This is a genomic window from Nocardioides speluncae (assembly GCF_003121585.1).
Taxonomy (GTDB): Bacteria; Actinomycetota; Actinomycetes; order Propionibacteriales; family Nocardioidaceae; genus Nocardioides; species Nocardioides speluncae.
This window is the reverse complement of sequence record NZ_QEOO01000010.1, coordinates 1-20241: the sequence shown is the minus strand read 5'-3', so window position 1 is coordinate 20241 and position 20241 is coordinate 1. Positions and strand designations below refer to the sequence as shown.

Genomic DNA, 20241 nt, shown 5'->3' with positions numbered 1-20241 from the left:
TCTAGGCGACCTTTCCTTTGACGATCCCGGCGAGTGTCGGCGCGGCGATGTCGCCGAGCGGCAGATGGTCGGCGCCCAGTCGGACGGCCAGCTCGCGCGCCAGCCCGAGCCGGACGACCGCCCGCGGGTCCTCGGCGTCGACCACGATCCAGCTGGTGCCGCGGGCAGCGATCGCGTCGGCGACGGCCCGGGCCCTCGCGAGGGCGTGCGGCCCGGCGGTGGCGCGGCCGTCGGTGAGCAGGACGACGAGCGGCCGCCGCCGCGGGTCACGGACCTGCTCGCGTCGTACCAGGTCGGCGGCGGTCGCCAGCCCTTCGGCGAGCGGCGTCCGGCCGCCGGTCGGTACCTCGCTCAGCATGCGCTCGGCCCGGTCCACGCCCGCAGTCGGCGGCAGCGCGACGGCGGCCGCGTCGCCGCCGAACGTCACCACGGCGACCCGGTCGCGGCGCTGGTAGGCGTCGAGCAGCAGGCTGACCACGGCGGTCTTGACCTCGCGCACCCGCTTCGCGGCACCCATCGACCCCGAGGTGTCGACGACGAACACGACCAGGTTGCCCTCCTTGCCCTCCCGCACGCTGCGCCGCAGCGCGTCCGGCCCGAGCTCACCGATGCGAGCAGCGGCGAGCAGGGTGCCGGTGGCGGAGAAGCCGGTGCCGCTGGGGTGGTCGAGCGGTACGGCGCGCAGCTGCCGGCCGACCGAGGTGATGGCGCGCGACCGGCGCCCGGACAGGCCGGCGCCGACGGTGTCGAGGCGGAGCAGCCGGGCGCGGTACGGCGTACCGGCGGCCTCGCGGGTGCGCGGCGATTCTTGGTTTCGAGACGGTTGCTGCGCAACCTCCTCAACCGGCGAATCAGCCGGCAGTTCCGGTGGTTGAGGAGGTTGCTCTGCAACCGTCTCGAAACCACCATCGGGACCGCCATCGGGATCCGGATCCAGGTCGGGGTCGGGGTCGTCGTCAGGCTCGGGCGGCGCGTGCTCGTCGAGCAGGTCGTCGAGCGAGTCGGCGGAGTCGCCGGTGTCGAACGGGTTGCGGCGCCGCCGGTGTGGCAGCGCCAGCCGGGCGGCGACCCGGATGTCGTCGTTGTCGACCGAGGTCCGTCCGCACCAGGCCGCGTGCGCGACTGCGGCCCGAGCCATGACCAGGTCGCCGCGCAGCCCGTCGACGTCGTACGCCGCGCAGATGGTGGCGATCGCGGTCAGCGACTCGTCGTCGAGGACCACCGAGGGCAGCAGCGCCTGCGCCTTGGCGATCCGCTCGGCGACCGCACCGTCGGCAGACTCGTACGACGCAGCGAACGACGCCGGGTCGGCCTCGTAGGCGAGCCGGCGCCGCATCACCTCGACCCGCGAGGCCGGCTCCCGGGACGCGACCACGTCGACGGCCAGCCCGAACCTGTCCAGCAGCTGCGGGCGGAGCTCGCCCTCCTCGGGGTTCATGGTGCCGACCAGCACGAACGCCGCGGCGTGCGTCACCGAGACGCCCTCACGCTCCACCCGGGCGCGGCCCATCGCGGCCGCATCGAGCAGCGTGTCGACCAGGTGGTCGGGCAGCAGGTTGACCTCGTCGACGTACAGCAGTCCGCGGTGCGCGGTCGCCAGCAGCCCGGGTTCGAAGGCCACCTCGCGCGAGGAGACCAGCCGGTCCAGGTGCAGTGACCCGGTCACCCGGTCCTCGGCCGCGCCGACCGGCAGCTCGACCAGCCGGACCGGCCGCTCCGTAGCGGTGCCAGCGTGAGCGGCAACGTCAGGGCAGCTCGGGTCGGGCGCGGTCGGCGTACACGAGAAGCGGCAGCCGTCCACCACGGTGACGGGCGGCAGCACCGAGGCGAGCGCGCGCACCATCGTGGACTTGGCGGTGCCCTTCTCGCCGCGCACCAGCACGCCGCCGATCGCCGGCGACACCACCGACAGGCACAGCGCCAGCCCGAGGTCGTCCTGGTCGACCACCGCGCTGAACGGGAAGGTGACGTCGCCGGTCACGAGGACCGCCCCTCGATCTCGCCTTCGGCGGCCAGGAGTACGTCGGTGAGCGCGGCCGTCATCTCGGCCGGCGGCGCTTCCCAGAGCCCGCGGCTGGCGGCCTCGAGCAGCCGCTCGGCCATGCCGTGCAAGGCCCACGGGTTGGCCTCCTCGAGGAAGGCGCGGTTCTCGTCGTCGAGCACATACGACGAGGTGAGCTGCTCGTACATCCAGTCGGCGACCACGCCGGTGGTGGCGTCGTACCCGAAGAGGTAGTCGACGGTCGCGGCCATCTCGAACGCGCCCTTGTAGCCGTGCCGCCGCATCGCCTCGATCCAGCGCGGGTTGACCACCCGGGCGCGGAAGACGCGGGAGGTCTCCTCGACCAGCGTGCGGGTGCGGACGGACTCGGGGCGGGTGGAGTCGCCGATGTACGCCGCGGGCGCCTCGCCGGTCAGCGCGCGGACGGTCGCGACCATGCCGCCGTGGTACTGGAAGTAGTCGTCGCTGTCGGCGATGTCGTGCTCGCGGGTGTCGGTGTTCTTTGCGGCCACCGCGATCCGCTTGTACGCCGTCTCCATCGCCTCGCGCGCCGGCTCGCCGTGCCGCTCGCGGCCGTAGGCGTAGCCGCCCCAGACCGTGTAGACCTCGGCCAGGTCGGCGTCGGTGCGCCAGTCCTTGGAGTCGAGCAACTGCAGCAGGCCGGCGCCGTACGTGCCGGGCCGCGAGCCGAAGATCCGCGTGGTGTTGCCGCCGTCCTGCTGGGCGTGCGCGCGGACGTAGTTGTCCTCGGCACTCTCGTCGAGGCCGGCGACCAGGTTGACCGCGTCGTCGAGCAGCGCGACGACGTGCGGGAACGCGTCCCGGAAGAAGCCGCTGATTCGCATCGTCACGTCGATCCGCGGCCGGCCGAGCTCGGCGAGCGGGATCGGCTCCAGCGTGGTCACCCGGCGGGAGGCCTCGTCCCAGACCGGCCGTACGCCGAGCAGCGCCAGCACCTCGGCGATGTCGTCGCCGGCGGTGCGCATCGCGCTGGTCCCCCACATCGACAGGCCGACCGACTTCGGCCACTCGCCGGCGTCGTCCTTGTGCCGGTTGACCAGCGACTCGGCCAGCAGCTGCCCCGTCTCCCACGCCAGCTGGCTCGGGATCGCCTTCGGGTCGACGGAGTAGAAGTTGCGCCCCGTCGGCAGCACGTTGACAAGCCCCCGCAGCGGCGACCCCGACGGCCCCGCCGGCACGAACCGCCCCTGCAGCGCCTTGACGACGTGGTCCAGCTCCTCGGTCGTCCGCCGCAGCCGCGGCACCACCTCCTGTACGGCGAACTCCAGCACCCGCCGTACCTCATCCGTCACATCTGCACCGCTAGCCTCAGCTTTCCCCGGTTGACCGGGGAAACCGGAACTTGTCGGCCAATCCCTCCCGACGATCTCGAGCGCCTTGTCGATGGCGGCGACGGTCCAGTCGCCTGCAGCGAGGGTGGAGATAAGCTCGCGGGCGATGGCTTCGAAGCGGTCGGCGCCGGCGCGGTCACGGGCCGACTCGTCGAGGCCGAGTGCCTCCCGGAGCCCCGGCACATGCGCGGACCCGCCCCAGATCTGGCGGGCGCGCAGGATCGCGAGGACCAGGTCGACCTCGGCGTCGTCGCGCGGCGGCGCGCCCAGGACGTGCAGGCCGTCGCGGATCTGCGCATCCTTGATCTCGCATAGCCATCCGTCGATCTGCATGATCATGTCGTCGAAGCGCTCGTCGTCGGGCCGGTCGGTCAGGCCCAGGTCCTGGTCCATCTTGGCCGCCTGCAGCAGCGTCCAGATCCGCGCGCGGATCGCCGGCAGCTTGGCGGGGTCGAGGGTCGCGACCGAGGCGTGCTCGTCGAGCAGCTGCTCGAGACGCTGGATGTCGCCGTACGACTCCGCTCGCGCCATCGGCGGCACCAGGTGGTCCACGAGTACGGCGTGTGCCCGGCGCTTGGCCTGGGTGCCCTCGCCGGGGTCGTTGACCAGGAACGGGTACACCAGCGGCAAGTCGCCCAGCACCGCGTCCGGGCCGCAGTCGGCCGACAGGCCGGCGTTCTTGCCGGGCAGCCACTCGAGGTTGCCGTGCTTGCCGAGGTGGATCACCGCGTCGGCGCCCCAGCCACCCTCAGCGCGCGGCGCGGCCAGCCAGCGGTAGGCCGCCAGGTAGTGGTGCGACGGCGGCAGGTCGGGGTCGTGGTAGATCGCGATCGGGTTCTCGCCGAAGCCGCGCGGCGGCTGCACCAGCACCACGACGTTCTCGCTCTGGATCGCGGCCAGCACGATGTCGTCGCCATCCACGAACAACCGGCCCGGCGCCTCGCCCCAGTGCTCGACGACGTCGCCCCGGAGCCCGTCCGGCAGGGCGTCGAACCACTGCCGGTAGACCGTCGCCGGGACCCGGTTGGTGTTGGCGCTGAGCTGGCTCTCGGTCAGCCAGTTCTCGTCGTACCCGCCCGCCTCGATCAGTGCATGGATCAGCGCGTCGCCCTCGCCGGACTCGACACCCGGCAGCGCACCCGCGCCGAGCCAGCCCTCGTCGCGCAGCCTCCGCAGCAGCGCCACCGCCGAGGCGCCGGTGTCCAGCCCGACCGCGTTGCCGATCCGGGCGTGCTTGGTCGGGTACGCCGAGAGCACCAGCGCGACCCGGTGCTCGGCCGGCGCCAGGTGGCGCAGCCGGGCGTGGGCGACGGCCAGGCCGGCCACCCGCGCCGCGCGCTCCGGGTCCGCGACGTACGCCGGCAGCCCGTCCGTGTCGAACTCCTTGAAGCTGAACGGCACCGTGATGATCCGGCCGTCGAACTCGGGCACGGCGACCTGGGTGGCGGCGTCGAACGGCGACACCCCCTCGTCGTTCTCCTCCCACGCCTGCCGCGGCGAGGTCAGGCAGAGCGCCTGCAGGATCGGCCGGTCCAGCCGCTCCAGCGCACCCGCGTCCCAGGCTTCGTCATCGCCGCCGGCCTGCGCGGTGGCCGGCTTGGTACCGCCCGCCGCGAGCACCGTGGTGACGATCGCGTCCGCCTCGGCGAGCGCGTCGAGCAGAGTCTGGTCGGCGTCGCGCAGGGAGGCACACCAGATCGGCAGCGGCCGCGCACCCTTCGCCTCGATCGCGTCGCACAGCGCGTGCACGAACGCGTTGTTCCCGCTCATCTCGTGCGCCCGGTAGTACAGGACGGCGATCGCCGGCCCGGCCGCCGGTTGAGGAGGTTGCGCAGCAACCGTCTCGAAACCAAGGCTTGGTCGCTCGAGGTGGCCCCACGCCGGCGCGGGCGCCGGCGGCTCGAAGCCTTCGCCGGTCAGCAGCACGGTGTCGGAGAGGAACCGCGCGAGCTGGGCGAGGTTGGCCGGGCCGCCGTGGGCGAGGTAGGCGTGGGCCTGCGCGGCGACGCCGGCGGGGACCGTCGACAGCCCCATCAGCTCGGCGTCCGGCGCCTGCTCACCGGTGAGTATGACGACCGGCCGCGGCCCGGCGAGCAGCCGGTCCAGCCCCTCCTCCCACGCCGCCCGGCCGCCCAGCAGCCGGACCACGACCAGGCTGGTGCCGTCGAGCAGTGCGTCGAGGTCGGTGACCCGGGTGGGGTTCGCATAGCGCCAGGCGACGGTGGCCTCCGGCGTACCGACCGAGGCGCGCGCGCTCATCAGGTCGGTGTCGGAGGTCGAGAGCAGGAGCAGCTCGGGCACGGGGACCTCTTCCTGGGGTATCCACGCCCCGGGTGAGGAAGGCGACGGGAGTTCCTGACTCGCGGCCCTGTCATCGCAACCAGGGCTCGCTCACAGTGGCGGGACCGTGCCGGACTCGAACCGGCTTCCTCCGTGCTGTCACCTTCAGCGGCAGCGCACCCAGCCGGACGCGCCGGCCCGAGCATACCTGCGCCGCACGCTGTCCGGGACGGACAGCCGACGACCACGCCGCCGGTTGAGGAGGTCCCTACTATCGCTGGCACGGGAGGTGCTCGATGCCCAAGATGCCAGCAGTACACGTCAGGGGCCGCAGACGGGTCGTGGCCCTGGCGACGTCTGCTGTCGCCGGCGTGCTCGCAGGCGTCGCTACCGCGAACATGATCGCCCGGCCGGGCGCCGGACCCCGCGACGATCCGCCCGACGACCCGCCCGCCGAGACCGCACGGTGCTGGGACGGCACCAAGACCCCGGACCTCTCGTCGTGCTCGCTCCCGATGGTGCCCGCGGCATGGAGTGGGTCTTCCCGAACCTCAAGCCTCACCAGTGCATGGACCGCAGCCAGGCCGTCCAGCGGCCGATCTACTACGAGTGCCCACTGAGAAAGTTTGGCGCCACGGTCTTCCACAGCCGGATCCTCAGCGTCGGATGGGGCGAAGACCACTACCCCAACAAACTGGGCGGCGCCACGGAAGAGTCCGTACATCGCGACTCCGCCGGCCGCGTGATCGGGACAATCTGGCGCTACCCGCCGCAGGACACTGCGCAGCCATGGGTGCTGTCGGTGATGTCGGAGGGCAACCCGTTCTCCTTGACCATCCGCGCGCGCACCGTGCGGGACCGCGAGTGGATCCTCGACAACATGGTCAGCATGCGGCCGGCGGCAGAGATCCGCGGTGTCCCCTAGGTCGTACAGCTACACGTTGAAGATCGCGGCCTGACCTGGCACGTATGCTGCGGGCGCCATGCCGACGACCCGAACCGCCACCGACCGCTGCCCCGGAGCACTCCGGCTGCACGCGGCGGACGACGGCCATGTCGCCCGGATCCGGGTGCCCGGCGGACGGGTCACCGCACCCCAGCTGCTCGCGCTGTGCGACGCGGCGGACGCGCTCGGTGACGGCGTACTCCACCTCACCTCACGCGGAAACGTGCAGGTCAGAGGGCTCGCAGCGGACGCCGGCGAAGACGTCGCGACCCGCCTGGTCGCGGCCGGCCTGCTGCCGTCACTGGCGCACGACCGGGTCCGCAACGTGGTCGCCTCGCCGTACGCCGACCTTGATGGCGTCCTGGCCGACTTCGACCGAGCGCTGGTGGCCGACCCCGGGCTGGTCGAGCTGTCCGGCCGGTTCCTGTTCGGCATCGACGACGGCAGCGGCGACGTCCTCGCGCTCCGGCCCGACCTTGCGGTCACCGCCGGATCGGACGGTCCGGACAGGTGGCGGCTGGTCGTCGACGGTCACCCGACCGAGCTCGTCGGTGACGCCGTGACCCTGCTGATCACCGCGGCGCACCGCTTCCTCGACCTGCGCGCCCAGCACGCTCCCGAGGCCTGGCGGGTTCGCGAACTGGGCACCGCCGCCGCGCATCTCGGGGAGCGTCATGCGAAGCGGTTGCTATCGCTGCCGACTCGTATGACGTCCAACCCGGCCACCGCGATCGTCCCGCTCGGGGCGCCGACCAAGGCATGGCGCGCCCTCGCCGGGCTGGCGCCACAGCTGGTGCTGACACCTTGGCGCACCGTCGTAGTCGTTGCGGATCCGGCGGCGGTGCGAGCGGCCGGCTTCGACACCGACCCGGACTCGGTCTGGGCGCGCACCAGCGCCTGCATCGGCCGGCCCGGCTGCGCGAGCGCACTCGCCGACGTACGCCGCGACGCCGCCGAGCTCGCCACGGCCCACCCCGGCCGCACGATCCACATCTCGGGCTGCGCGCGCCGCTGCGGCCACCCGGTCGCGGCCCACCTCGACGTCGTGGCCACCGACGCCGGCTACCAGATCCAGGAGCGGCCAGATGGAGTATGAGAAGGACGGCGCGGCGATCTACCGCGAGTCGTTCGCGACGATCCGGCGCGAGGCCGACCTGACCAGGTTCGACGCCGACACCGCGCAGGTCGTGGTCCGGATGATCCACGCCTGTGGGCAGGTCGATCTGGCCGCGGACGTCGCGCACACCCCCGACGTGGTCCGCCGCGCCCGGGCCGCGCTCCAGGCCGGCGCGCCCATCCTCTGCGACGCCCACATGGTCGCCAGCGGAGTCACCCGGGCCCGGCTCCCGCGCGACAACAAGGTCGTCTGCACGCTCCGCGACGAACGGGTTCCCGGCCTGGCGGCCGAGCTGGGCACCACCCGGTCCGCGGCCTCGCTCGACCTCTGGGGCGACCGGCTGGACGGCGCGGTGGTGGCGATCGGCAACGCTCCGACCGCGCTGTTCCATCTGCTGGAGGCGCTCGCCACGACCGACGCCCGGCCGGCCGCAGTGATCGGCATCCCGGTCGGGTTCGTGGGCGCGGTCGAGTCCAAGCAGGCGCTCGCGGAGAGCGAGCTCGGCCTGGACTGGCTGGTCGTCCACGGCCGGCGCGGTGGGTCCGCGATCACCGCCGCCGCCGTCAACGCCATCGCTACGGAGAGGGAGATCTGAGTGAGCACCACCGGACGGCTGTACGGCGTCGGGCTCGGCACCGGCGATCCCAAGCTGATGACGCTGCGCGCCGTCGAGGTGATCGCGCAGGCCGACGTCGTCGCCTACCACTCGGCTCGCCACGGCCGCTCCAACGCTCGCCGGATCGCCGCCGCGCACCTGCGCGAGGACCACATCGAGGAGCACCTCGTCTACCCGCTCACCACGGAGACGACCGACCACCCGGGCGGCTACCGCGGCGCGCTCGACGAGTTCTACGAGGAGGCCGCCGCCCGGCTCGCCGCGCACCTCGACGCGGGCAGCGACGTGGCGGTGCTCAGCGAGGGTGACCCGCTGATCTACTCGTCGTACCAGCATCTGCACAAGCGGCTCGCCCACCGCTACCCGACCGAGACCGTCCCCGGGGTCAGCTCGATCTCGGCGTCGGTCGCGGCGCTGGGCGTGCCACTCTGCGAGGCCGACGAGGTGCTCACCGTGCTGCCCGGCACACTGCCTGTCGAAGAACTGGCCGCCCGCCTGGCCAGCACCGACTCGGCGGTCGTGCTCAAGCTCGGCCGCACCTTCCCCGCTGTACGCGAGGCACTAGGACGGGCTGGCCGGCTCGACGATGCGAAGTACGTCGAGCGCGCGACCATGCCCGAACAACGGGTCGCCGCCGTTGCCGACGTCGACGCTGATTCGGTTCCCTACTTCTCGATGGCGGTCCTCCCGTCTCGTCTGGGTGCTAGCGAGAACGTAAAGGCCACCACCGACAGTTCTGCGACCCAAGGCCAGGTCACCGTGGTCGGCCTCGGCCCGGCGGGCCCGATGTGGCTGACGCCGGAAGCCAAGGGCGCGCTGGCCCGGGCGACCGACCTGGTCGGCTACACGACGTACATCAAGCGGGTCCCCGAGCGAGCCGGCCAGACCCGGCACCTCTCCGACAACAAGGTCGAGTCGGAGCGGGCCGAGTTCGCGCTCTCGCTGGCCGGCCAAGGCCGCGACGTCGTCGTGGTGAGCAGTGGCGATCCCGGGGTGTTCGCGATGGCGACGGCGGTGCTGGAGGTGGCAAGCGAGGAGCGGTACGCCGCCGTACCCGTCCGGGTCCTGCCCGGCATGACCGCCGCCCATGCGGCAGCGGCGAGGGCAGGCGCGCCACTCGGCCACGACTACGCCACGATCTCGCTGAGCGACCGGCTCAAGCCGTGGGACGTCATCGCCCGCAGGGTGAGGGCGGCGGCGGAGGCGGACCTGGTGCTCGCGATCTACAACCCGGCGTCCCGCGAGCGTCGGCACCAGGTCGGCGAGCTGCGCGACCTGCTGCTGGAGATCCGCAAGCCGGACACCCCGGTCGTGGTCGCGCGCGACGTCGGCGGCCCCACCGAGTCGGTCCAGGTCGTCGATCTCGCCGACCTGGACCCGGAGACCGTCGACATGCGGACGCTGCTGATCATCGGCTCGTCGCAGACCCAGCGCGTCGTGCGGGCCGGCGGCGAGGTCGTGGTCTGGACCCCCCGCCGCTACGGCAGCGCGACGTAGGGCGCGAGGAAGGTCCGCGCGGACCGCGTATCCAGCCGGTAGGTGACGTTGGTGGCGTAGCACGGCACGTCGCCCGTGATCGTGGTCGCCGCCAGCACCATCTCGCCGCCCAGCGTGACGAAGTTCGGGCCGCCGGAGTCGCCGTAGCAGGCGCCGCCCCAGTCCTGCGACTCCCGCATCGCCAGCCGGACCCAGGCCTTGTTGAGCGCGTCGAACCCGACTGCGGCCTTCAGCCGGACGCCACCGCCGGGATGGATGTGGCCGCCGGGCGCACGCTGGGCCTCCGCGGTCCCATAGCCGACGACCAGCCAGTCGGCCGCGTCCAGTCCGCGCGAGCCGACCGCCGACAACTGGCCGGCCGTCGGCAGGCTTGCCGGAGTGAACTCCCAGACGTCGGCCGGGGTCGTCGCGCGGTCCGCGAAGTCGACCACTGCGATGTCATGGGAGTCGGCCCCGGTGCCGGGGAACGCCGGGTCGTACGCAGGCGTGCCCTCAACGGCATGGCCGTTGACGACGAACCACGCCGCCGCCTCGGCGCCCGTCCTCCCGGCCTCGGCCGCGTCGTCGAGCAGGCCCTGCACGTCCTGCTCGAGCGAGACGTAGAAATGCGCGTCAGCGGACCAGTCGGTCGCACAGTGTGCGGCCGTCAGATAGGTGTCGTCGTCGATCATGGTGCCGCTGCAGTACCAGTCGAAGGTCTCGTTGCTGCCGTCGCCGTCGCGGTCCCAGAGGACCATGAATGCGCCCACTTCGGTGCGCTCGGTCGCCGGCTCCGAGTTGTAGGTGCTCACCGCGGTCGCCGGCAGCGCCACGGCCCCGAGTAGTGCGATGCTGACCGCGCCCGCGGACAGGGCAAGTCGTCGTGCCATCTCAACCCCCTCAGGTCGATGCTCTAGCCAACTGTCCCACCCAGTCCGCCACAGCGTCGGCGGTTTCGACCACCCGGGCGCCGGCAGGTAGCGGCGGCCGGTCGATCACCACGATCCGTACGCCGAGCGCCCGCGCCGCGTCCAGCTTGGCGACGGTCGCCGGGCCGCCGGAGTTCTTGGTGACCAGGGTGTCGATCCGGTGCTCGCGCAGCAGCGCCAGCTCGTCGTCGTACTCGAAAGGCCCGCGCGCCAGCAGCAGCTCGTGCCGGGCCGGCAGCGGCCCCGTTGGCGGGTCGATCGAGCGGACCAGGAACCACGCGTCGGCCCCGGCGAAGGCGCCGACGTGCTGGCGGCCGATGGTCAGGAAGACCCGCTCACCGGCGGCGAGAGAGGCAGCCGCCGCCTCGGCCGATGCGACCCGCAACCACGAGGGGTCGGCCGGCCAGGACGGCCGGTCCAGGATCAGAGCGGGTACGCCGACGGCAGCGGCCGCCGCATGCGCGTTGGCGGTGATCCGGGCGGCGTACGGATGGGTCGCGTCGACCAGCGCCTCGATCCGATGCTCGACCAGCCATTCCGCCAGCCCCTCGGCGCCGCCGAAGCCGCCGATCCGGACCTCGCCCTCGGGCAGCCGCGGGTCGGCTACGGCGCCGGCGAGCGAGGTGAGCACTTCATGACCACGCAGCCGCGAGGCCAGCTCCCGAGCCTCGCCGGTGCCGCCGAGGAGCAGGACCTTCACTCGGAGGCGGCCATGGTCACGCCGAGCCCGATCATCATCGTGCCGCCGGTGGCGCCGAGCGCGTCGAGCCGCTTCGGCTTGCGGGCGAACCAGTCCCGCGCCTTGCTGGCCACCAGCGCCCAGATGGTGTCGGAGGTGACCGCGAGCGCGCCGAAGATAACCCCGAGCAGGGCGACCTGGAGCCCGGTGTGGCCGGCCGCCTCATTGGTGAACTGCGGCATGAACGCCACGAAGAACACGATCGACTTCGGGTTGGTGACACCGACCACGAACCCGGTCCACACCGCGCGCCCGGGGCGCTCCGACCTGGCGTCGGCCGGCCGCTCCAGCGCCTCGCGTGCCTCCGCGCGGTTGCGGATCGCCTGGATGCCGAGCCACACGACGTACACCGCGCCGGCGATCTTGAGCACCGAGTACGCCGTCGCGCTGGCCGCCACGATCGCGCCCAGCCCGACCGCGACCATCAGCACCTGCGCGACCAGGCCGAAGGTATTGCCGACCACCGACAGCAGCGCGGCGCGCCGGCCGACGGTCAGCGCGCGGCCGATCGTGAAGAGCAGGCTCGGTCCCGGTACCTGGATGAACAGGATCGACGCGACGACGAACGCGAGCAGCTGACTGGTGGTGGGCATGACAGCCATTGTCCGGCGCGGGCGCCTGACCGCAATCCAATTCTTGACCAGCGAGAATGGCCGGGTGAACGACAGCGTGGCCAGCGGCCGCGACGCGCAGCTCGAGCGCACCGGTCTCCGCTCCGGCTGGACGACCGGTGCCTGCGCGACGGCGGCGACCGCCGCGGCATACCAGGCGCTGCTGACCGGCGAGTTCCCGGACCCGGTGACGATCACGCTGCCCAAGCACCGGCCGGCGTTCGCGCTCGCGGTCGAGTCGCTGGCCGGCGACAGGACAAGCGCGATGGCCGGGATCGTCAAGGACGCCGGCGACGACCCGGACGTCACCCACGGAGCACTGGTCAGGTCGACGGTACGGCGAGGCCCGCCAGGCAGCGGGGTCACCTTCCGCGCCGGCCCGGGCGTCGGCACGGTCACCAAGCCGGGACTGCCTCTCGACGTCGGCGAGCCGGCCATCAACCCGAAGCCGCGGGAGTTCATCCGCGCCCATGTCGAGGAGCTCGCCACCCGCTTCGCCGACCCTGGCGACCTGGTCGTCGAGATCTCGATCGACCACGGCGAGGAGCTCGCCCGCTCCACCTGGAACCCGCGGCTCGGCATCCTCGGCGGGCTGTCGGTGCTCGGCACCACCGGCGTGGTCGTGCCGTACTCCTGCTCGGCCTGGATCGACTCGATCCGGCGCGGCATCGACGTCGCGCGTGCGGCTGGGCACCCGCACGTCGCCGGCTGCACCGGCTCGACCTCGGAGCGCGTCGCGGTCGAGACCTACGGGCTCCCCGACGACGCGCTGCTCGACATGGGCGACTTCGCGGGCGCTGTCCTCAAGTACCTCAGGAGCCACCCGATCCCCCGGCTCACGATCGTCGGCGGCTTCGCCAAGCTCTCCAAGCTCGCCGCCGGCCACCTCGACCTCCACTCCGGGCGCTCCCAGGTCGACCTCGCGTTCCTCGACGCGCTCGCCCCTGGCCTCGGCATCTCCGCCGCCAACACCGGCCTCGACGCGCTCCGGATCGCCCAGGCCACCGGCGCTCCTCTGGGCAATGAGGTCGCGGCCCGCGCCCGCGACACCGCGCTCGACGTACTCCGCGGCGCACCCGTCGCCGTCGACGTCATCTGCATCGACCGCGCCGGCGAGATCGTCGGCCGCTGGCCGCCCTTGTAACGCGGAGTTACGACCTCATGTGTGTCTGTAATTTCTGGGTGGCAGTGTCCGTAACTCCGCGTTACAAGGCCCGGACCCGGTCGCAGGAGTAGAGGTGCGAGTCGCGGAACCCCTCCGCGGCGAGCGAGGCGCCGACGATGATCACGGCGGTACGCCGCAGCCCGGCCTCCTTGGTCTGGGCCGCGATCGTGGCCAGGGTGCCGCGCAGGATCACCTCACCGGGCTGGGACGCGAACGCGACCACCGCGGCCGGGCAGTCCTCGCCGTAGTTCGGCAACAGCTCGGCCACCGCCTCGTCGATCAGGTGGGTCGCCAGGTGCAGCACGATCAGGCCGCGGCTCCGGCCGAGGTTGGCCAGCGTCTCGTGCTCGGGCATCGCGCTCGCCTCGCGCGCCATCCGGGTCAGGATCACGGTCTGGTTGACGGTCGGGACGGTCAGCTCGCGCTTGAGGGCTGCCGCAGCCGCCGCGAACGCAGGCACGCCGGGCGTGAGGTCGTAGTCGATCCCGAGGGCGTCCAGCCGGCGGAGCTGCTCGGCGACGGCAGACCAGACCGACAGGTCGCCGGAGTGCAGGCGGACGACGTCGTGCCCGGCGTCGCTCGCCGCGACGTACTCCGCCTCGATCCGGTCCAGGTCGAGCTGGGCGGTGTCGACCAGCCGGGCGTCCGCCGGGCACTCGTCGAGCAGCTCGCGCGGCACCAGCGACCCGGCGTACAGCACGACGCTCGCCGACTGCAGCAGCCGCTGCCCGCGGACCGTGATCAGGTCGGCCGCACCCGGCCCGGCACCTACGAAGTGGACGATCATGACTGCCTTTCGGTGGTCGAGCCTGTCGAGACTTTCTTCGCACTCCATTGCACGACCGGCATCGCCGGCCGCCACCCCGTGAACCTGCCGACCTCGGTCGACCGCGCCACCTCGAGCCTGGTCAGCGTGCCGCCGAGCTTCTCGCGGTAGCGGACCAGGTCGGCCTGCGACTCCAGCGTGACCGCGTTGGCGACCAGCCGGCCGCCCGGCTTCAGCGCCGCCCAGGCCGCGTCCAGCACGCCATCGGTCGTCAGCCCGCCGCCGACGAACACCACGTCGGGTGCTTCCAGGCCCTCCAGTGCGGCCGGCGCACTGCCGACCACGACCTCGAGTGAGGGTACGCCGAGCGCGGCGGCGTTCTTGGTGATCCGGTCGGCCCGGGTCCGGTCCTGCTCGATCGCGATCGCCCGGCAGGAGTGCGCCGCCCGCAGCCACTCGATCGCGATGCTCCCAGCACCGCCGCCGACGTCCCACAGCAGCTCGCCCGGCCGCGGCGCCAGCGCGCTCAGCGTGACCGCGCGGATCTCGCGCTTGGTGAGCTGGCCGTCGTGCTCGAAGCCCTCGTCGGGCAGGCCCGGAGTCACCTGTTCGCCCTTGCCGACGCATTCGACCGCGACCACGTTGAGCCGTGGGATCTCGCCCGACGTGCCCCGCACGATCGACTCGGCCAACGACCCGAGATCGCCGAGAACGGTCACCGACGAGTCGCCGAATCCCGCATCGGCCAGCACGGCAGCGACCTCGGCCGGGGTGCTCTCGTCGCGGCTCAGCACCAGGACTAGGGCGCCGTCATGGAGGTGCCGGCGGAGCACGTCGGCCGGCTGGGTGAGCAGTGACACCACGGTCGTCTGCTCAACCGGCCAGCCCAGCCGCGCGCAGGCCAGGCTCACCGAGCCCGGGTGCGGCAGCACCTCGATGTCGTAGTCGGCGCCGACCTCGGCCAGCAGGGTACGGCCGATGCCGTGCCACATCGGGTCCCCGGAGGCGAGTACGACGAGCCCGCGCGGCGCATGCCGCTCGACCAAGGGCCGCACGCTCGGCCGCAGCGGCGACGGCCACGCCACCCGCTCGGCCTTGACCCCGGTCGGCAGCAGGTCCAGCTGCCGCTGGCCGCCGACCACCACGCCCGCTGCCTCGATCGCCGCCCGCGACCCCGGCGCCACCCCCGCCCAGCCGTCCGCCCCGATCCCCACGACCCGCACGGGTGGTCGAGCACTCGGTGGTCGAGCAGGTTGCGCAGCAACCGTCGTCGAGACCACTCCATCGATGACGTTCAGAACCGCATCGAGCCCGACGTGCTCCTCCAGCGCATCCGCGAGCCGGTCCACCATCGCCTCCCGGCGAGCAGCGTACGACGGCGTACCCGGCGTCGCCGCCCAGGTCGAGCCGGTCAGCGTCGCGACGTGGCCGAGGAAGGCGCGGCGGAAGTCGTCGTTCTCGAAGGCCCCGTGCCACGTCGTACCGAACACCGGACCGACCGACCACCCGTCGAGGAACGGCTCGGCCTCCGCCCCGTCGGCCAGCGTCGCGACGCCGTGATGGATCGCGTACGCCGAGACGTCGTGGCCGCGCCAGGCGCCGCGGGGCAGGCCGAGCTGCTTGGTCGCGCCGAAGCCGACCGTGGTCGGCAGCAAGCCGAGGCCGTCCACCACGCCGCCGGACTCGACCCCGGCCGGGTCGCTGATCGAGCGGGCCAGCATCTGGTAGCCGCCGCAGATTCCCAGCACCGGCCGCCCGGCGGCGACCCGCTCGGCCAGCGCTCGGTCCAGGCCGCGGGCCCGGAGCCAGGCGAGGTCGGAGACGGTGGCCCGGGACCCCGGCAGCACGACCAGATCGGCCCCCGAAACGTCCACAGGCTGCGCGGTGAACGAGATATCCACAGCCGGCTCGCTCGCCAGGGCGTCAATGTCGGTGGCGTTGGAGATCCTCGGGAGACGAATCACCGCTACCCGAAGGGAGGCCTCCACCGATGTCCCAGAGATGCCGCCGATCGCGAGCGCATCCTCGGAGTCGAGCCAGACGTCGTCCAGCCACGGCAGGACGCCCAGCACCGGCCGGCCCGTGCGCTCCTCGAGCACCTCCAGCCCCGGGTTCAGCAAGGTCACATCGCCGCGGAACTTGTTGACCAGCCAGCCGCGGATCAGCGCCTGGTCGGCGTCGTCGAGCATCGCGAGCGTGCCGTACATCGCCGCGAGCACCCCGCCTCGGTCGATGTCGCCCACGACCACGACCGGCAGCCCCATCTCGCGGGCGAGGCCCATGTTGACGTAGTCGCCCGTGCGCAGGTTCACCTCCGCCGGTGAGCCCGCGCCCTCCGCGACGACCACGTCATAGCGACTCGCGAGCGAGCGGAAGGCGTCGTACGCCGCGGCGGCGAGGTGCGCCCGCCCGGTGGCGAACTCGCCTGCCTCGAGGGTGCCGGCGGGCTGCCCCATCAGCACGATGTGGGAGCGCCGGTCGGAGCCCGGCTTGAGCAGCACCGGGTTCATCGCGGGCTCGGGTACGACGCCGGCCGCGACCGCCTGCAGCCACTGGGCGCGCCCGATCTCGGCTGCCGAGCCGCCGGGCGAGCCGTCGGCCGAGCCGCAGACCATCGAGTTGTTGGACATGTTCTGCGACTTGAACGGCGCGACCGAGATGCCGGCCCGGGCGAGCATCCGGCACACGCCGGCGGTCACCAGGCTCTTGCCGGCGTCGGAGGTGGTGCCTGCGATCAGGAGGCCACGCGTCATCGCCGCCGCCAGACGGCGGGGACCGGCGGCAAGGCGTCGGCCGCGCGGGCGGCCACGAGTGCGCCGAGCACGGCCGCCACCGTTGCCGCCGACGAGACCCGACGAGACAGCGCGGCGCTGCGTCGTACGTCCGCGACGTCGACCGGCCGACCGTCACCCATCACGCCACGATTCTCCGTCACGCCGAAGTAGTCGTTGGCACCGCCCAGCCGGACACCGAGCGCGCCGGCGGCGGCCGCCTCGACCTGGCCGGCGTTCGGGGACGGATGGTGGGCGCCGTCGCGACGCCAGATCCGCCAGGCGTCGCCGGGCCGGTCGGCGACCGCGACGGTCAGCATCGCGGCGACCCGTGCGGGCGGCAGGTTGAGCAGGTCGTCCACGCGTGCCGAGGCCCACCCGAACCGCTCGTAGCGCGCGGACCGGTAGCCCACCATCGCGTCGAGGGTGTTCGCCGCGCGGTACCCGAGCAGTCCGGGTACGCCGAACAGCGCGCCCCAGAAGAGCGGGGCGACGACCGCGTCGGAGGTGTTCTCGGCCACCGACTCGACGGTCGCGCGCGCCAGGTCGGGCGACTCCAGGTCCGCGGCGTCCCGGGCGCAGACGTGCGAGAGCCGGTCCCGGGCACCGGCAAGATCGTCGGCCTCGAGCAGCCGCGCCATCGCCTCGGCCTCGCGCACCAGCGACGTACCGCCGAGCACGGTGAACGTCGACACGGCCACGACCACCACCTCGGCAACGCCGCCGCGCATCCGCCGCTGTGCCACCTCGGCCACCACGGCGGTGCCGCCCACCAGCAGCACCGTGTACGCCGCGCCCCGGGCCCGGGAGTCGGCGTACCCGACCCGTTCAACGCCGCCGGCCACCCGCCCGAACAGCGCAACCGGGTGCCCACGGCGCGGATCGCCGAAGGCGCGGTCGGCCAGGAAGCCCGCCGCCAGCCCCAACGCACGCGCCCGGCTACCCACGAGGCCGAGGTTAGTGGCTGTGCAAGAGCAACTCGCGCGAAGCCCACGGGTGCGGACAGATCAGGTTTCCGTATAGTCAACGCCGTGATCTTCAAGCGAGTGGGCGACGGGAGGCCGTATCCCGACCACGGACTGAATGCTCGCGGCTGGGCGGATGTGCCGCCCCGACAGGTACGACTGGACGAGCTGATCACTACCAAGGACACCCTCCAGCTGGCAGCACTGCTGGACGAGGACTCCACCTTCTTCGGCGACCTGTTCGCCCATGTCGTCGAGTGGCGCGGAGACCTCTACCTCGAAGACGGTCTGCACCGCGCGCTGCGGGCGGCCCTGCAGCAGCGCAACGTTCTGCACGCCCGCGTGCACTCGGTACAGGGCTAGCGACGGACACCGAGATGACGGGGGCAGGCTGATGGGGCCGCAAGTAAAGTCAGCGCTCACCCTCACGGTGCTCGGCGTCATTCTCGTGGTCTTCCTGGTCTGGGGCTGGAACGCCGCGACCGCACCCCTGCCCGGCCTCGGCGGCGACAGTTCGGCGGAGGAGGAGGGCCCGGTCTGCGAGCCGCGTGCGGTCAAGAAGGGCGAGAGGATCCGCACCGTCGACGTCACCGTCAGCATCCTCAACGCCACCGCCCAGGACGGCCTGGCCGCCAAGACCATGCGCCAGTTCACCGGGCGCGGGTTCGGCGACGGCGAGCTCGGCAACGCCCCCACCGAGCACGACGTCCTCGGCGTCGCGATCGTGACCGACGACCCCAGCAGCCCGGCGGTCCGGCTGGTGGCCAGCTACCTCGGCGACAAGCCGCGCATCATCCAGAGCCCGCCGACGGCGCTGGGCGTGGTCGTGGTCATCGGCGAGGACTTCGAGCGGCTCAGGCGCGGCGCCAGCGCAGTCACGGTGCGAGAAGACACCACGATCTGCAGCCCGCTCAGCAGCTGACCGGGGAGATGCCCACTAGATGCAATACCGTTCAGTTAGCAACCTGGATGCGGTAGTCGGGCGGGTGCTGCGGTTGGGGCCAGGTTGCGTGGTGGGCGCGTTTGACGTGCCACTTGGGCATCTTGCGTTTGATGACGCGCGGTGCCGAACGCTGGCGTCGGGCGGGGTTGAGCCGACGGATGAGTCGCTGGAGGAAGGACTGCCAGCCCGGGCTATCGCGGCCGTGCTGGTCAGGGGGGAAAAGCGCCCGGGTGGGCGAGGGTTTGCCTGGCGATCCGCAGCGCGGCGACGAAACTGACCCGGTCCGGGTCGTGCCCGGAGTGGGTGGCGGCCTCGGCCATCAGCGAGCGGATCGCGTAGTGACAGCACAGGTGTCCCCAGATCTCCTGGAGGACCAGGTCCGGGGACTTCGATCGCAGCACGGTGCGTGGTCCACGCTGGTGGGTCTTCAACTCGTCGAAGGTCAACTCGATCTCCCACCGTTGGGTGTAGGCACCAGCGAGGTCGACCGCGGCGACCTGGTCGGGATCAAGCAGCGTGGTGAACAGCCGGTAGGCGGCGGGGTTCTGGCGGCCGTCGTCGATGGTGTAGTCGATGACGCGGACCAGCATCGGCTCCTCCCGACGCGCCGAGGCTGGTGTGGTGCGGCGCAGGTGGGCCAGCCAGGAGCCGTCGGGAAGGTCTTGGAGGTGGGTCGGTTTCGGGCCGGCCTTGTCGGTGCGGACTCGCCACAACAGGTCGCCGCCGGTGCTGATCGCCTTGCGCCACAGGGCGTAGGAGAAGAACCCACGGTCGGCCAGCAGCAGCATCCCCGGCTCCAGCCGGTCCAGCAGCGGTCCGGTCAACGTGGCCTCGGACTCCGAGTACCTGCCAATCTCGGCAGCGAACACCGCGTGCGTGCCGCACTCGGCCAGCGCCACGACCCTGGCCTGCGGGAACGCCGCCTGCTCGCCCTTGTTCACCCCCGGGCGCCCGAAGTGCTCGGCGTTCACAGGGGTGTCTGCCACGTCCAGACACATCCCGTCGACCGCGACCAGACGCCGCCCGGCCAGCCACACTCCCGGCGTCGCCTCGGCACCGATCGGCTTGGCGACCCGCTCGAACAGCGCCGCCAACGGCTCCGAGCCCAGCCGGGCGCGAGCCTGGAAGATCGCGGACTTGCTCGGCGGGGTGTAACTCTCCTGCCACCCCGAGGCCCACGAGAGCCCGTCGGTCAGCTGAGCGAGCACGTCCTCGTACGAGCCCTCGGAGTACAGAGCCATCCCGATCGAGAAGTAGGCCATCACCCGCGCCGGCAACGAACGATTCCGCTGCTCGGTCCGCCCCGCCCCAGCGATCACCTCATCAACCAGCTCGGGCGGGAACACCCGCGTCAGCACTCCGACCGACACCAGATCGGACAAGCGTCGCTCGGTCTCCGGCTTCTTCCATCCAGCACGCGGCATACCACCAAACTACACCGCTGTAGTCCTAACTTAACGGTATTGCCACTAGATGAGTTATTCCAAGGTGTGCGGTCGGTGTGGCAGGAGTGAAATGGGCTGAGGGTGTCCAAGAGTCGGTGTTGCGACCCATCTCAAGCTC

Annotated in this window: 16 protein-coding genes, 1 pseudogene and 1 riboswitch; of the genes and pseudogenes, 7 read left to right on the top strand and 10 right to left on the bottom strand. The window is 72.3% G+C overall.

Going from position 1 to position 20241, the window contains the following annotated elements:
- Position 1: 1 nt before the first annotated feature.
- Together DDV73_RS04615 and cobN are read right to left on the bottom strand one after the other, a co-directional pair.
- Complete coding sequence (locus DDV73_RS04615) at positions 2-1981, bottom strand: VWA domain-containing protein (RefSeq protein WP_109506085.1); 1980 nt, start codon at positions 1979-1981, stop codon at positions 2-4.
- Complete coding sequence (gene cobN / locus DDV73_RS04610) at positions 1978-5655, bottom strand: cobaltochelatase subunit CobN (protein WP_276310085.1); 3678 nt, start codon at positions 5653-5655, stop codon at positions 1978-1980. The genes DDV73_RS04615 and cobN overlap by 4 nt, the downstream gene beginning before the upstream one ends.
- A 48-nt stretch (positions 5656-5703) precedes the next feature.
- A riboswitch (cobalamin riboswitch) is annotated at positions 5704-5786 on the bottom strand.
- A 350-nt stretch (positions 5787-6136) separates the two neighbouring features.
- Here cobN and DDV73_RS04605 point away from each other — a divergent pair.
- From DDV73_RS04605 to DDV73_RS04590, 4 genes are read left to right on the top strand one after another with little or no spacing between them, the layout of a single operon-like run.
- A complete protein-coding gene (locus DDV73_RS04605; RefSeq protein ID WP_154402610.1) occupies positions 6137-6559 on the top strand; it encodes a hypothetical protein in 423 nt (140 codons plus the stop codon).
- A 58-nt stretch (positions 6560-6617) separates the two neighbouring features.
- Positions 6618-7676 (top strand): precorrin-3B synthase, encoded by a 1059-nt coding sequence (locus DDV73_RS04600; RefSeq protein WP_109506083.1) that lies wholly within the window; start codon positions 6618-6620, stop codon positions 7674-7676.
- Positions 7666-8292: a precorrin-8X methylmutase gene (locus DDV73_RS04595; protein WP_109506082.1), complete on the top strand. Its 627-nt coding sequence runs from the start codon at positions 7666-7668 to the stop codon at positions 8290-8292. The genes DDV73_RS04600 and DDV73_RS04595 overlap by 11 nt, the downstream gene beginning before the upstream one ends.
- Positions 8293-9810 (top strand): precorrin-2 C(20)-methyltransferase, encoded by a 1518-nt coding sequence (locus DDV73_RS04590; protein WP_109506081.1) that lies wholly within the window; start codon positions 8293-8295, stop codon positions 9808-9810. It begins immediately after the preceding gene.
- Here DDV73_RS04590 and DDV73_RS04585 read toward each other — a convergent pair.
- From DDV73_RS04585 to DDV73_RS04575, 3 genes are read right to left on the bottom strand one after another with little or no spacing between them, the layout of a single operon-like run.
- A complete protein-coding gene (locus DDV73_RS04585) occupies positions 9792-10679 on the bottom strand; it encodes a trypsin-like serine protease (RefSeq protein ID WP_109506080.1) in 888 nt (295 codons plus the stop codon). The two genes, DDV73_RS04590 and DDV73_RS04585, sit on opposite strands and share 19 nt — an antisense overlap.
- Before the next feature lie 10 nt (positions 10680-10689).
- Positions 10690-11418 carry a cobalt-precorrin-6A reductase gene (locus DDV73_RS04580; RefSeq protein ID WP_109506079.1) on the bottom strand — a complete coding sequence of 243 codons (729 nt, stop codon included), beginning with the start codon at positions 11416-11418 and terminating at the stop codon, positions 10690-10692.
- Positions 11415-12050, bottom strand: coding sequence for a LysE family translocator (locus DDV73_RS04575; RefSeq protein ID WP_109506078.1), 636 nt, complete (start codon positions 12048-12050; stop codon positions 11415-11417). Before DDV73_RS04575 ends, DDV73_RS04580 begins: the two co-directional genes overlap by 4 nt.
- Before the next feature lie 64 nt (positions 12051-12114).
- On the opposite strand from DDV73_RS04575, the gene DDV73_RS04570 reads away from it, so the two are divergent.
- Positions 12115-13212, top strand: a complete 1098-nt coding sequence (locus tag DDV73_RS04570; protein WP_240617120.1) for a cobalt-precorrin-5B (C(1))-methyltransferase — start codon at positions 12115-12117, stop codon at positions 13210-13212.
- Positions 13213-13273: 61 nt separating this feature from the next.
- Here DDV73_RS04570 and cobM read toward each other — a convergent pair whose 3' ends face one another.
- From cobM to DDV73_RS04555, 4 genes and pseudogenes are all read right to left on the bottom strand, one after another.
- Positions 13274-14020 carry a precorrin-4 C(11)-methyltransferase gene (gene cobM / locus DDV73_RS04565; RefSeq protein ID WP_109506076.1) on the bottom strand — a complete coding sequence of 249 codons (747 nt, stop codon included), beginning with the start codon at positions 14018-14020 and terminating at the stop codon, positions 13274-13276.
- Entirely contained in the window at positions 14017-15183 is a 1167-nt protein-coding gene (cbiE, locus tag DDV73_RS29585) for a precorrin-6y C5,15-methyltransferase (decarboxylating) subunit CbiE (protein WP_420818467.1), read from the bottom strand. Before cbiE ends, cobM begins: the two co-directional genes overlap by 4 nt.
- 102 nt (positions 15184-15285) lie before the next feature.
- Positions 15286-16752 (bottom strand): annotated as a pseudogene (locus DDV73_RS29580) (cobyric acid synthase); the annotation flags it as partial.
- Positions 16749-17717: a cobalamin biosynthesis protein gene (locus tag DDV73_RS04555; RefSeq protein ID WP_109506074.1), complete on the bottom strand. Its 969-nt coding sequence runs from the start codon at positions 17715-17717 to the stop codon at positions 16749-16751. The gene DDV73_RS04555 and the pseudogene DDV73_RS29580, both read right to left, overlap by 4 nt.
- 84 nt (positions 17718-17801) lie before the next feature.
- On the opposite strand from DDV73_RS04555, the gene DDV73_RS04550 reads away from it, so the two are divergent.
- Both DDV73_RS04550 and DDV73_RS04545 read left to right on the top strand, forming a co-directional pair.
- Complete coding sequence (locus tag DDV73_RS04550) at positions 17802-18098, top strand: type II toxin-antitoxin system VapB family antitoxin (protein WP_109506073.1); 297 nt, start codon at positions 17802-17804, stop codon at positions 18096-18098.
- A gap of 31 nt (positions 18099-18129) precedes the next feature.
- Positions 18130-18657 (top strand): LytR C-terminal domain-containing protein, encoded by a 528-nt coding sequence (locus DDV73_RS04545; protein WP_161962285.1) that lies wholly within the window; start codon positions 18130-18132, stop codon positions 18655-18657.
- Positions 18658-18887: 230 nt separating this feature from the next.
- Here the strand turns inward: DDV73_RS04545 and DDV73_RS04540 are convergent, their stop codons facing one another.
- Positions 18888-20102 carry an IS4 family transposase gene (locus tag DDV73_RS04540; RefSeq protein ID WP_109506071.1) on the bottom strand — a complete coding sequence of 405 codons (1215 nt, stop codon included), beginning with the start codon at positions 20100-20102 and terminating at the stop codon, positions 18888-18890.
- Between the last annotated feature and the right edge of the window lie 139 nt (positions 20103-20241).

Excerpts from the sequence above, each read along its gene's own strand:
- DDV73_RS04540 (WP_109506071.1), bottom strand. The coding sequence starts at position 20,102 with ATGCCGCGTGCTGGATGGAAGAAGCCGGAGACCGAGCGACGCTTGTCC.
- DDV73_RS04545 (WP_161962285.1), top strand. The coding sequence starts at position 18,130 with ATGGGGCCGCAAGTAAAGTCAGCGCTCACCCTCACGGTGCTCGGCGTC.
- DDV73_RS04575 (WP_109506078.1), bottom strand. The coding sequence starts at position 12,050 with ATGCCCACCACCAGTCAGCTGCTCGCGTTCGTCGTCGCGTCGATCCTG.
- cobM (WP_109506076.1), bottom strand. The coding sequence starts at position 14,020 with ATGATCGTCCACTTCGTAGGTGCCGGGCCGGGTGCGGCCGACCTGATC.
- DDV73_RS04585 (WP_109506080.1), bottom strand. The coding sequence starts at position 10,679 with ATGGCACGACGACTTGCCCTGTCCGCGGGCGCGGTCAGCATCGCACTA.
- DDV73_RS04595 (WP_109506082.1), top strand. The coding sequence starts at position 7,666 with ATGGAGTATGAGAAGGACGGCGCGGCGATCTACCGCGAGTCGTTCGCG.
- DDV73_RS04600 (WP_109506083.1), top strand. The coding sequence starts at position 6,618 with ATGCCGACGACCCGAACCGCCACCGACCGCTGCCCCGGAGCACTCCGG.